Annotated in this window: 7 protein-coding genes; 6 read left to right on the top strand and 1 reads right to left on the bottom strand. The window is 41.0% G+C overall.

Annotation, left to right across the window (positions count from 1 at the left end; genetic code table 11):
- The first annotated feature begins 117 nt into the window (after positions 1-117).
- The 6 genes from ACESMA_RS02740 (at position 118) to ACESMA_RS02715 (ending at position 12,761) form a co-directional block, all read left to right on the top strand.
- On the top strand, positions 118-2,583 hold the full coding sequence (locus tag ACESMA_RS02740; RefSeq protein WP_372947228.1) for a phosphodiester glycosidase family protein: 2,466 nt from the start codon (positions 118-120) through the stop codon (positions 2,581-2,583).
- A 46-nt stretch (positions 2,584-2,629) separates the two neighbouring features.
- Positions 2,630-5,413, top strand: a complete 2,784-nt coding sequence (locus tag ACESMA_RS02735) for a family 10 glycosylhydrolase (protein ID WP_372947227.1) — start codon at positions 2,630-2,632, stop codon at positions 5,411-5,413.
- A gap of 55 nt (positions 5,414-5,468) precedes the next feature.
- Positions 5,469-6,380, top strand: coding sequence for a hypothetical protein (locus ACESMA_RS02730; RefSeq protein ID WP_372947226.1), 912 nt, complete (start codon positions 5,469-5,471; stop codon positions 6,378-6,380).
- A 3-nt stretch (positions 6,381-6,383) separates the two neighbouring features.
- Positions 6,384-8,795, top strand: a complete 2,412-nt coding sequence (locus tag ACESMA_RS02725; RefSeq protein WP_372947225.1) for an Ig-like domain-containing protein — start codon at positions 6,384-6,386, stop codon at positions 8,793-8,795.
- Between the two features lie 166 nt (positions 8,796-8,961).
- A complete protein-coding gene (locus ACESMA_RS02720) occupies positions 8,962-10,806 on the top strand; it encodes a DUF4623 domain-containing protein (RefSeq protein ID WP_372947224.1) in 1,845 nt (614 codons plus the stop codon).
- A 254-nt stretch (positions 10,807-11,060) separates the two neighbouring features.
- Complete coding sequence (locus ACESMA_RS02715) at positions 11,061-12,761, top strand: T9SS type A sorting domain-containing protein (protein WP_372947223.1); 1,701 nt, start codon at positions 11,061-11,063, stop codon at positions 12,759-12,761.
- A 101-nt stretch (positions 12,762-12,862) separates the two neighbouring features.
- On the opposite strand, the gene ACESMA_RS02710 is transcribed toward ACESMA_RS02715, so the two are convergent.
- Positions 12,863-14,233, bottom strand: coding sequence for a hypothetical protein (locus tag ACESMA_RS02710; protein ID WP_372947222.1), 1,371 nt, complete (start codon positions 14,231-14,233; stop codon positions 12,863-12,865).

The following is a 14,233-nucleotide window of genomic DNA, read 5'->3' as shown; positions in this document are numbered from 1 at the left end:
GTGCCTGAATAATAATTTGTGAAAAGGATTTTTCTGCTGAAGGGAATTTTTTTTCACAGATTTTTGGCAAGTAAATACTTCCGGTTCATTTTATCCGGAAGTAAAAAGTTCGATGTTATGAGAAATTTCAACATCATATTTAGTTTTTTATTTATTGGCTGGTTGTCTGTCACAGCACAGGACAGCCTTTTAATTCAGGGTGTTAAATACAAATCCGATACACTGATTCACCGTCATGACGTTGGTTTGGGAACCATGCACACCTATTACAGGTTACCTGATCTGCCTTTGCTGATTAACGTTTTGGAAATTGACGCTCAAAATCCTTTTATTCAATTTGAAACCTGTTTAAGCCACGATACCATCAAAGGTCTGGAACGGCCATCGGCTATGGCTTTGCGCAAATCAGAGCAAGGACATACAGCATTTGCTGCCATTAACGGTGATTTTTACAACACGGTTTCGCCCAACCAAGGACATCCGGTTAACGGACAGGCGTTGCAAGGCGAGCTGGCAAAAAAAACACACAGTTCGAGACCTGTCATTGCATTTACTGATGAAAAGTACCCATTTATTGATGTAATGACTTTCTCAGGAACATTTTTTCACGATACTGAATCATATCCGGTTTCAGATGTAAACAACATCCGGAATACCGATGATCTGATTGTTTTCAACAGCTATTTTGGCAGCACTACACGCACAAATCAATGGGGAACTGAGGTGGTTACTTCATTAAAAGAAGGTTCGTGGAAACTCAACCACAAAATGCAATTAAAGGTTGAAGAGATTCGTAAAAACCAGGGTTCCACTCCCATTCCTCAAAATAAAGTCGTTCTTTCAGGTAACGGAATTGCTGCTGCCTTGCTAAACAATCTGAATCCTGGGGATACGGTTGAACTTGAATTGCAGATGAAATTGAAAAGTTTGCCTGAACTGGCTCCAAAAATTACCGAACTTATTGGAGGCGACAGGGCTATTTTGAAAGATGGTGTGGTGCAGGAAAACAACTGGCCTGAATTGCACCCACGCACAGCAATTGGATTTTCATCTGATAAATCAAAAATTATAATGGTTGTGGTTGACGGTCGCTCTAATTATTCAAAAGGAGTGAGTACAAAACAGCTTGCCGATATTATGAAACAATCGGGTGCTGCTGACGCTTTGAATCTCGACGGTGGTGGATCTTCGGTGATGGTGGTACGAAATGAGATAAAAAATACGCCATCCGATGGTATGGAGCGGGCTGTAGGAAATGCATTGCTGGTAATTTCCACCGCAATTCCCGGCGAAGCAATTTCCATGCAACTCAATGCCGACCACATTACTATTCCATTTGGAAAAAAATACCAGGTAAAAGGAAGCACATTCGACGTAAACGGGGAAGTTGTTCAGTATTTAAATACAACAAATATTGATTACCAGGTTATTGGAAATATTGGTGAAATTGATGCTGACGGTCTGTTTACTGCTTCAGGTATTAGTGAAACCGGAGCAGTGGTGGGAACCTGGAACGGAATTTCTGATACCATGCAGATAAAGCTTATTCCGGTTGAAGATGTTTCATTCTCTGTAAATTCGCTGGTAATTGACCATTTAAACGAATATACTTTTAAAGTTTACGGTACAGGAACAAACGGTGACACTTACCAAATGGACAATGACATTGTGCATTTTGCCTCGGCAGATACAACTATTGGTAAAGTTTCCAGCCATGGCGTTTTCAGAGGAAAAACAGATGGACTGGTGGAAATTATTGTTTCTACTGGAATGGAAAATCAAATGGATACGTGCCTGGTGAGCGTTGAGATTGGCAGGGGAAATGTCCTGCTTGATGATTTTTCTGAACCGGATTCGTGGGATGTTTCACTGAGTCAGATTGACAACGTTTCGCTTACCAGAGAAATCCATCCGGTTTACAACGAAGAAATGCTGAAAGTGGATTATGGTTTTACTTATTCAAACCGAACCGCCAGCATTACACTCAGCAAAGAAATAGATATTTACGGCATGCCCGATTCACTTTATATGGAAGCCGCCGGAAGCGGATACCGTTCTTCATACTATTATGTGCTCGACCATTCTTACGGTTTGTGCCAGGTTCCGGCAATTTCAGACAGTACACTGCAAAAAAAGAAAGCTGCCATTCGGACCAGTCAGTTTAAACAGGAAGATTATCCCATTCCCCTGGCAAGTATCCGGTTAAATGTGGAACGCGATCCATCATACGTTTCAGGCAATAATTACAACGGAACATTTTGGTTAAAAGGAATTTATGCGGTTTATCCTGAAAAAGACGTGCAGAATCAATTAATTATACCGAAACAAAAATTAGAATTGCTGGTTTTTCCCAATCCGGCGACAGATGGATTTTATATTCAGACAAACCAAAACGAACCGGGTTTGTTTCAATTGAAAATGTATGTCATTACAGGAGAATTAATCAGAAATGAAACCATTAACATCAGCGAAAATGGAAAAACTCCATATATTCAGGTAAAGGATTTACAACCCGGCATCTATTTTATTTTTCTGAAAGGAGATAAATCAACATTTGCCGGCAGAGTAATTGTTTCACCATAGTGAGTAAATAAATGAAATTCAATAAAACAGATAGAAAATAAAGCTTATGATTCGAAATTTTACCTTCATTATTTTATACATTTTCTTAGCCGGAACAGCTTTCCATTCCGAGGCACAAATTCCCAAACGCGAAATGCGGGCCTCTTGGCTGACTACTGTTTGGGGACTCGACTGGCCCAAAACCAAAATTCCTACGGGTGGAGGCAATTTATATATCAACCAGCAGAAAGATCAGCTTATCCGTATTCTCGATTCCATGCAGTTAGCAGGTATGAATGCTGTTTTTTTCCAGGTTCGGTCCGAATGTGATGCCATGTATCCGTCAAGTTACGAACCCTGGTCTGCACATTTGGTTGAAACCCGCGGAATGGATCCCGGTTACGATCCACTGCAGTTTGCCATTGAAGAAAGTCATAAACGGGGTCTGGAACTTCATGCGTGGCTCAACCCTTACCGGTTTGAATCGGTTGCAGGTAAGTATGCCGGACAGCCAGGAGATTACAGTCAAACCAATCCTGAATGGGTGCTTTCTTACAGTGGCGGCGGTTCAATTCTGGACCCTGGAAATCCAGGAGTCCGGGAGCGAATTTCAGACATTGTGGAAGAAATTCTTTTGAATTATGATGTTGACGGAATTGTTTTCGATGACTATTTTTATGCGTACGGGGGCACTCCCAATTCTCTCGATCAATATTCGCAAAACAACTGGAAACCGTCGTCTATGGATTTGCATGACTGGCGTCGCGATAATGTAAACCAAATGGTTGCAGATGTTTACGAAACCATACAGCAAAATAAACCATGGGTGACTTTTGGCGTTTCACCTTTTGGAATCTGGACCACAGATCCGCAGGTGGCGGCCACTTACGGACTCACACTTCCAGTTGGAATAACCGGAATGGATGCGTACAAATCCATTTACTGCGATCCTGTTGCCTGGCTAAATGAAGGAACGGTAGATTACATTTCTCCGCAAATTTACTGGCCTACCACAAGCGATGGGCAGGATTACAAAAAACTTGCTCCCTGGTGGTCGGATGTAGTGAACCATTTTGGCCGTCATCTTTATGTAAGTCATTCTCTGTCAGATCTGGATGAATCGGATTACCCACCTCCTATGGCATTAAAATCAGCGTACAGCGATTTTTTGCGAACGGAATTGAGGGGTCTTTCCATGATGGAATATTTCTCGAAAATGAGTGCCAAAACCTCAGTTGCCGGATATGATCCTTCCGAATTTGGATTGCAAATTCAGTGGAACCGCAATTCAGACAAAAACCAGGCGCCAGGAAGTGTCTTTTTCCGGGCTACTATGTTTTACCGGCAGGGATTCATCAACTATTTGCGTACCCACGAATATGAAAACAGGGCTTTGCCGCCTGTGAAACCATGGAATGCTTTTGAGAACCGTTCATTACCGGAAAACCTCAGGGTTGAAAACGACAGTCTGCTTTGGGATTCACCGGAAGAAAATGTACGGTTTTCGGTTTATGCCATCCCTGAAATAATGGCAAACCAACCCGGTAATTTTACAGATGGAAGGTATTTGCTGGAAATGACTTATTCCACTGCTTTCGACTTAACAAAATTTCAGGATTTAATTGAAGACCATATATTTGCCGTTGCTGTTTTCGACCGAAACGGGAATGAATTTCCACCTGTAATGCAGAATTATGAACCCGAAGAAAACCAACCGGTTGCGCTCTTATATCCGGCAAACGGACAGGCAGTTTTTCCCGGATTTCAGTTTTCGTGGGAAGAAGTTGAAAATTCTGAATTTTACATTATTGAGGTTGCCGCAGATACACAGTTTACAAATGTTATTTATCGGAGAAATATTACTGAACCCCAATTTTCATCCTCGAATATCAGTTTACAGGAAAATGCCAGGTATTATTGGAGAGTTTTCACACGAATGCCCGGAGTTGAAGACGAAATTTCAGAAATCCGAAATTTTCAGTTGCAGGAAATTCCACGACCTGAGTTGGTTTATCCTGAAAACGAAGCAGCGGGTGTGGAACTCAAACCAGTGATTGAATGGGAACCTTTTGATGAAGCGTTTACCTTCAGAATACAAATTTCAACCAACAGTTTATTTACTGGTGTAATTTTCGACCAGGATTCCATTGAAGGAAACTCTTATGAACTGCCACCCGGAACCATTTATTCTTATTCCACCTACTACCTCAGAATGCAGGCAATAAGTGGTGATTCAGTAACTTCCTGGTCCGATATCATCCGGTTTTTCACGGTAACTTCTCCCCCTTCGGTTCCTGTAATTATTTCACCAAACGAGAGTGAAACCGTTACCGGGCCAGAGGTTTCAATTTCTGTTTTGGAAGATGAACTGGCAAAAGGTTTCACTTTTCAACTGTCCAATTCAGAAACTTTTCCCTGGAACAACCGCCTCCAGCATTCGGTTGATGCTCCGCTAAATACGCTGGTTCTGGACGATCTGAACCAGGGAACATGGTACGTGAAAGCCCGTGCCAATTATGGCTCATCTTCTTATACCGACTGGTCGGAAGTGGTTTCGTTTTCATTGCTCATTACTTCGGCAGATAAAATTGCACATGCTGAACTGAAGCTTTCCGCTCCTACATTCCTCACATCCGAACCACTGAAAATCAGTTATGTTCTGCCACGGGATTCGCGCGTACGGTTATTTATTACAGACCTTACCGGCAAGCGGATTAAACTGGCTCAGCATTCATTCAAAATAAAAGGAAAACACACCGTAATGCTGGATGGTGCCGATTTACCTCAGGGATTATATTTGCTGACTCTTGAAACAGGTTATGGGAAAAAAACGTTGAAACTGGTTAAATAAATATCTGTATTTGAAGGTACTACTTATGAATTTGATAAAACTAAAAATCAGAACAATGAAATTTTTACTCTTTGTTTTTATGTTCATTTCTGCTTTTGCATTTGGCCAACAGGTTGAAGTGTCAAAAATGGAAAAAGTTACCATTCCCGGAAATCAAAAATTTTATCATCCGCAATTTGATCATTCGGGGGAGAAACTTTTGCTAACATCTGAAAATTACCAAGGTCTCCATTTGCTGAAATTGCAGGAAAACAACCTGCAGAAAATTTCAGATGCCGATGGTGCCGGGTATTCACCCAAATTTTCGTGGAATGATGAAACCGTTCTTTTTCAGGAACAGGAATACATTGAAAAACGACGCTTTACGAAGTTGAAGGCTTGGAATTTAACAACAGAAAATACTAGGCTGATTGAACCTGCTGTGCGAAATCTTTCAGTTCCTATGATTGCCGGGAACCGTGTTTTATTTCGCTCAGACGAGGGATTAAAAAGCGCTGTGGTTGACGAAACGCAGCCCGACAGAAGTGATGAAATTTTTGCCGGGATTGAAAACCAGCAGCTCGTGCTTTATCGGGGAGAAGAACGACTTGTGATAAAACCCTATGAAAGTGAAAGTTACATTTGGCCTTCAGTTTCTCCAGACAGGAAGCATGTACTTGCTTATGCTATGGGAAAAGGAGCTTTCATAAGCGATTTAACCGGAATGGTGCTGGCAGAGCTGGGACAAATTGAGGCGCCGGTTTGGGCCGGAAACGATTTTATAGTGGGCATGGTTACCAAAGACGACGGACATCAGATTCTGGAATCTTCCATTGTTGCGGTTCATCCGCTGAGCGGAGAACAACAGGTTTTATCCTCTGAAAATGTAATTGCCATGCATCCTGATGTTTCTGCAAAAACGCAGAAAATTGTTTTTCACACCCCAGACGGGGAAATTTGGTTCATTCATTATCAGTTAATCCGGTAAGTGATGAAAAGAATTTTGTTTCTGATTTTATTTCCCTTCTTTTTGCTGGTTTCCAATGTGATGGGACAAAACCTGGAAGGAGTGAAAATTTATGTAAATCCCGGGCATGGCGGATTTAATTCCGACGACCGTAATGTTCCCATTCCACCTTTTGCTCTGGGTGACACAGCAGGATTTTGGGAGTCGAAAAGTAATCTGGTAAAAGGATTACATCTTCGCAAATTACTCGAAGCGGCTGGTGCAGAAGTGATTATGTCGCGTACTCAGAATCGCACTGAAGATGACAGGCCGCTTTCAGCCATTGCCGAAGAAGCAAATGTAAACCAGGTTGATTTTATGATTTCCATTCACAGCAATGCATTTAACAGTGTAACCAACTATGTACTTCAGCTTTTTCATGGGTGGGACAATGACCCGATTCTGCCACAAAGTATGGATGTGGCCAATCTTTTTTGGGAAAACCTGATTTCCAACGAAACCTCACACTGGACAAACAGCAGCCGGCTGGTGCGCGGTGATAAATCATTTGCCCCGCCAGACTGGAACGGCTATGGCGTTTTGCGTCCGTTAACCGTGCCGGGCCTGATTTCCGAAGGTTCGTTTCACGATTACATCCCTGAAACCTACCGGCTGATGAACCGTGAATACAAAAACCTGGAAGCGTGGCATTTTTACAAAGCATTTCTGGAATATTACGAAGGCGGAATTGATCCAAATGGTAAAATTGCCGGTTTTGTTAAGGATAGTTTTCGCAAGGTTACCGATTATTATACGGCTGCCAATTCCAAAGATCAGTGGCTTCCGGTAAATGGGGCAAAAATTAAACTGCAGCCCGGAGATTTGGAATACACTGTTGACAGCCTGAATAACGGATTTTTTCTTTTCGATAACCTGGAACCTGGAATTTATCAGCTTGAAATTGAAGCAGAAAAATACATTACTCAATCTTTCGATTCATTGGTAGTTGACTCCAATAATGTTACCTACCAACTGGTTTACCTGGAGCAAGACCGTTCAGATTCCATGATGGTACTTGAATATGCGCCAAATGTTGAATCAGGGGAAAGAGTTTCTGCGGCAACTCCCGTTATTTTTCATTTTAACTTTGAGGTGAACCGCGAATCATTTGAAAATGCTTTTTCCATTTCCCCTGAAGTTGACGGAACATTTTCATACGAAAACCAGGAGCGGACTGCGTTTTTTACACCAGATTCACCACTGGATACTTCAACGATTTATACCGTTCTGCTTGATAAAAGTGTTGAGCACATTGGCGGACTTCCAATGAACGAAGATTTCACCTTTTCGTTTTTAACCGCAATGAAAAACCGGTTGTCAATAGTAAATAATTACCCACGCGATGGAATGAAAAATGTGTACGAAAACACCCAGGTCAGAATTCATTTTGATGGCCGGCTGGTGGAAGAAAACCTGAGCAACCTTATTTGGCTGGAAGATTTGCAGGGGAATATTTTAAACGGAACAGGAATAGTAGTCAATACTTTTGAGGGAAACATAGGTTCCTATGCATTCAATCCTTCAGGTTTGGAGGCAGGCGGAAGTTATATTCTGAAATTAAGTCCTGATTTAACAGATACTGACGGACTTAAATTAGGGGAAAGCATAGAAATTTTATTTGAAGTTAAACCTGTGGATGAACCGGGAACCAATGTTGTGTTTGATTTTGAACAATCTGCCCTTACATGGACCGTGGACATTGAAAACAGCCTGAACATAAACGAGGGAGCGGGCAATAGAATTCTGCGTTACAGTACCAATAAACTTTTCGACGGATATAGTTACCGGCTTTTGTATGATTTTAATGCTCCTGAAGCACAAATAGTTGTCCGTCCCCCTGAACCGTTTTTCAGTGTACTGGACAGTCAGCATATTGGAATGTATATTTATGGAAATCTGTCGGATAACCAACTGTTTATACTTTTCGAAAAAGATGGAACTGAACAAGAAATTCTGATAACAGACATTGATTTTGCTGGCTGGCAATTTAAAACCTGTACATTGGAATTCCCTGAAAAAAATGGACAATACGATTTTTTCGGTTTCAATTTGGTTTCGGGCCAAACTCCTTTTTCTGCAACCGGAATAATTATTTTCGATAATTTATTGGTATCCGATTCTGTATTTACATCATCAGAAGAAGTTGCAAAAAAAGAAAATAGTTTAAAAATCTATCCGAATCCGGCCACAAACCATATTCATATCCAAATGGAAACGGAAGAGGCCAATATTTCTTATGAAATATATGATTTGCAGGGAAAAATTATGCAAAGAGGAATAACAAATTTTACAGGGGGAAAAAGTCAGATAACCTTTTCATTTCATGCATCAGGTGTTTTCATTTTATCTTTTGAACAGGAAGGTAACAAAAATCGAAGATTATTTTTAAAAAAATGAAACATTAACAGAAGAAGGGAGTAATATAGGTTGTTCATTGAAATTTTTGAAAATTGTTGAAGAAGAATTCGGAATTGCGACCCGGTTTTAGTAAATTGCAAAGAAAGCGACTGAATAGAAATAATACTGTTTATATTTAATAATTGTCGAACTTAAATTAATGATTATGAGAAATTTTACTTTTTTGTTTTTCTTTTTGTTGATTGGAGCAATAACTTTTGCCCAGCAACCAGTAGTAACCCCTGTCTGGGATAATTCAGCTTATGGAAATGCCGACTGGAGTGCAGGATTTCCGGTAGGTGAGGAAATTCCTGAATGGATGGGCGGCACTACCGAACGTGGAATGACGCATTATGATGGAAAACTGTATATTGTTTCCAGAAATGCCAATCCACCTGTACTTGTTGTTCTTGATGCAGCAACCGGAAATCACCTTGAATCTATGCCAATCGACACCTCCGTGGTGAAAGGCGGCACATTTAATGTGAATGACATTGCCATAACACCATCAGGGAAAATTCTGGTAGCCAACCTTGCTACAAATACCCACACCCAACCTTTTAAAGTTTATGTGCTTGAGGAAGACGGTGAAGGTGGTCTTGATGCAACAGTTCTGCTGGAATGGAATTCGCAAGATACCATCGACGGAGTTGAACAACCATTCCATCGTTTGGGCGATGGTTTTACCTTTTATGGTGATGTTTCCGAGGAAGAAGATGGATATGTTATTGTAGGTGATGCCAACGGCGCTGCTGTTGAACCCATTGTTTTCAAATGGGATGTTCAGGCCGGTGTGGTTGCTGCTGAACCAACAAAAATTGTGCTGCAGGAAGTTTATCCGGCACCTGTAGAAGGTGCAATTGCCAAGCTGGGAATTTCACCCCGTATTTGGCCACTTGACAATGACTTTTTCTGGGCAGACGGACACAGTGTTTATCCTGCGTTATACAACATGCAGGGAGAACTGATTTCAACCTTCACAGGAGAATTTAAACCGATTACAGGCGGAATTTCCGGTGTAGCATTCTTTTCATTCAAAGACCATGATTTTATTCTGGCTCCAACTACAAACCATGTTACAGTGCCGCCTGCAGCCTTCCAGTTGTTTCTGATTCCAGAAGCTGGTGCTGAAGAAGCTGACTCAATTGCTGTATTTCCGGAACGTGGTCTGGGTTTAAATACCAATGCATCTTATGCGGCACCGCTTGCCGTTGATGTACAGGAAGATATGGTTATGATGTATATTATGTCGCCAAACAACGGCATTGCGGCATACCAGCTTACTATAGAAGCAGAACAGGAAGTACCAGGTCTTTGGAATTTCAGTACCAGTGCATTTAACGCATTGGGCGATGTGGCTGCTGACACAACAATCAACGGATTAACCATTTGGGCTAAAGATGACCGCACAGTTACCGTTGATGAAAACGGAAAAACATTAGGTGATCTGGAATTTACTCACCGCCTAAAACTGAACGGAAGTGGTAAATTAAATGAAGATGGTTCACCTTACGGTAGAGTAATTTCATTTGATGTGGAAGGAAACACCAATATCAGAGTAGCTGCAATGTCAGGCAGCAGTAGTTCCGACCGTGTGCTGAATATTGCATACGGAACTCCCGGCAATGTGTTTGCAACATTCAATGCATTGGGTGAAGAACTTACTGACAGTGTATTCTTCTATCACGGAGATGCTACAACTATCTATCTGTATTCCGAAGACAGCGGAATTAATTTTTACATGTTACATGCAGAATCAGTTCCAACAAATGTGGATCTAACCAAAGTGCCGGAATTGAGGGTTTATCCAAATCCGGCTACTGACAGGGTTTTTGTTAAATTAAACAAACCGACCCAGGTAGCGATATACAATTTGGCTGGTAGTATGGTTAAATCAAGGTTGATTGAATCGCAAAACGATTTCATCAGTGTGAGCGACTTGCAACCCGGCATTTATCTCATTAAGTCACAATTTACCAATGATTTCACACAGAAATTAATTGTAAGGTAAACATTTGAAAAAATGATACTTTGAAAAAGACCGACTGATTCAGTCGGTCTTTTTTTTGACCATTTTAAAAATGAAATATTTGATTTTTAATCGAAATTCAGTTTTAATAAGGTAGTTTGGGACAATAATCCCGTAATCTGATATTTATTGCCCCCATTGAGAATTATCCACTCTTTATCTGGGAAGATGAATAATTTAATTTATTCTGATTATGAGTAGATTGCAAATAATTATTCATTTTAAAAATATTACCTATGAGACGATTATTTACATTTATTTTATTTGCAACCCTCTGTTCTGTTTTTGTTAATGCCCAGGAATGGAATATCAGCAATGCTGAATTTAACGAGCTGGGTACACTTAGTGAAACAACCGTTGTTAACGGACTGACCATTTGGGCACATTCCGAAAAAACGGTAACTATCGATGCCAATAATAAATCGCTTGATGGTATGGAATTTACCCATCGGTTGAAACTTGGCGGAGTAGGAGATTTCGATGAAAACGGGCAACCTCTCGGACGTGTTTTGTCTTTCGACGTTTCTGGCGATTCAAAAATCACTGTAATGGGGATGTCATCAAGCAGTGGCGAAGACAGAGAATTAAATCTGGCAATTGGCCATAAAGACTCCATTTTTGCAACTTTTCCGGCTCTCGGCCCTGAAATTTCAAAGGGAGAATATAATTATTCAGGCGGACCGGAAACAATCTATCTGTATTCACCAGGCAGCGGTGTAAACGTGTATTATTTGAAGGCAGAACCTGAACAAACTACAAGAGATTGGAACATTAGCAGCGAAGACTTTAATGCACTGGGTACAGTTAATGAAACAACTACTGTTAACGGGCTTACCATTTGGGCACATTCCGAAAAAACGGTAACTATCGATGCCAATAATAAATCGCTTGATGGTATGGAATTTACCCATCGGTTGAAACTTGGCGGAGCAGGAGATTTCGATGAAAACGGGCAACCTCTCGGACGTGTTTTGTCTTTCAACGTTTCAGGCGATTCAAAAATCACTGTAATGGGGATGTCATCAAGCAGTGGCGAAGACAGAGAATTAAATCTGGCGATTGGCCATAAAGATTCCATTTTTGCAACTTTCCCGGCTCTCGGCCCTGAAATTTCAAAGGGAGAATATAATTATTCAGGCGGACCGGAAACAATCTATCTGTATTCACCAGGCAGCGGCGTAAATGTGTATTATCTGAAAGTTGAAGAAGCCATCGAAGAAACTACCGGCAGTGATTGGAACATTAGCGCCGAAGACTTTAATGCTCTGGGAACCCTCACGGAAAAGACAGTTGTAAACGGACTGACCATTTGGGCACATTCCGAAAAAACGGTAACTATTGATGCCAATAACAAATCGCTTGATGGCATGGAATTTACTCATCGGTTAAAACTGGGCGGAGTTGGAGATTTTGATGAAAACGGACTTCCACTTGGTCGTGTGGTTTCTTTCGAGGTTGAAGGAAACACTGAAATTACGGTAATGGGTATGTCATCCAGCAGTGGTGAAGATCGTGAACTGCAACTTGCTGTAGATCATAAGGATTCCATATTTGCAACCTTCCCGGCTCTCGGACCTGAAATTTCAAAAGGTGTTTATTCTTATACCGGCGGGGCAGGTACCATTTTTCTGTATTCTTCGAGCAGCGGTGTTAATATTTATTACCTGAAAGCTGAGCCTTTAACCACCTTTGCGAGTCCTGAAATACAGAAAAAACAAGTAGTTCGTGTTTATCCGAACCCGGCAACCGACAGGGTTTTTGTTAAAGTGAACGAACCAACACAGGTTGCAGTTTACAATCTGGCAGGTAGCATAGTTAAATCAAGGTTGATTGAATCACAGAACGATTTCATTAACGTTTCTGATTTACAGCCCGGTATGTATCTAATTAAGTCACAGTTTACCAATGATTTTACTCAGAAATTAATTGTAAAATAAACGATAAAATTTGAAATAACAGAAAAGACCGTCTGGTATCCTGACGGTCTTTTTTTTTCGCAAAAAAATTGCTTTCAGCGGGTTGTAGGATACCTCAGCATTTAATTCCCAAATAACTTAAATGTTTCCTTTTTTGAGGGTGAAGTAATGGCAAGGATGCAAATACCTTTCAAATTTTTTTGCAGCGGAATTTTGATTTGTTGATTCCCCTGAATAACTTCAGCTTTTCCAGAATATATTTTTTCACCGGTAATCGAATACACGGAAATTTGAATCTCCTGATTTTTTGAGCCATTTATACAAATTCTGATGGCACCTTCCGCCTCAGAAAAAGTATAATTTTCAACTTCAAAATCGTTATTCTGAATAAATTGCTTTCCCGAGGTCGTCAGTTTTACTTTTCCCACACCGGCATATTCCTGAACCGACGATTTAACTGTTTGCACATCTTCCAATTGGTAGCTGTATGGAATCTGGTTGTCCCAGAATTCGCAATCCACCGGGTCAGAAACCTGATTGTCGGCTTCGGTGCATGAACCTGTATAAATACATCCCGAAACACAAGCATATCCATGCCCCTTAAATTTGTCGGTAGCAATGGGGGTATTTACGCTTTCGAAATGGCAGTTTTCAATTTTTGCGTGAGCGCCATTTCGAACTGCAAATCCATAATCTGAAATATTTTCCAGGTAATTGTTGAAATAGTGAACCAATCCGAAGCGTAAACTCGGATTTCTGCCGTCGGTATTTGAAAACCAGTTGTGGTGAAAAGTAACTTGAAGGTTTTTATCCTGCTCGCCGTTATTGTCGCTGTGCCCGATAAGAATCGTTTTCATGTGGTCGTGAAAATAGCACCAGGATACTGTAACATTATGCGAACCTTTTTTTATATCGAGCAATCCGTCGTAGGTATCCACACCAATTCCCGGACCGATTTTGCTGTGAAACTCGCAGTGATCAATCCACACGTGATGGCAATGATCGATAGTCAGGCAGTCATTCGGATAAAAAACTTCGTGAATCTTCAAATTTCTTACAATTACGTTGGAATAATCGCGGATATTCAGAGAGATATTTTTCAGTTCTGCAAATCCTCCGTTCGATTCCGAGTCGCCCAGAATTGAAATATCTTTTCCCCGCTTGATGGTAATTAATACGGAAGGATTGGCTTCAATTTTTCCTTTAATAATAACCGTTTCAGCATTGTAATTATCCTCCCGTTTTGCACCCCAGGCAATGAGCTGTTCAAGTGTTTCAATCACAATTACTTCCCCGTTTTTTCCTCCGGTGGTTGTTTCAACACCATCGCGCGCCACAGTTGCATACCCAATCATGGAGAAATCGGGTTCTGAAACCTGACTATTGTTGATAAGTCCGGGTTGCTGACTGGAACCAGTCTGCCCATTGCTTAAAGCCGGATAAAACATCAGCCCGAAAGCAATCAGGAATCTGAGAATTTTTATTCGATTCAT

The organism is Mariniphaga sp. (assembly GCF_041687215.1).
In the GTDB taxonomy this organism is placed as follows: Bacteria; Bacteroidota; Bacteroidia; order Bacteroidales; family Prolixibacteraceae; genus Mariniphaga.
This window is presented reverse-complemented; position numbering and strand designations above follow the sequence as displayed.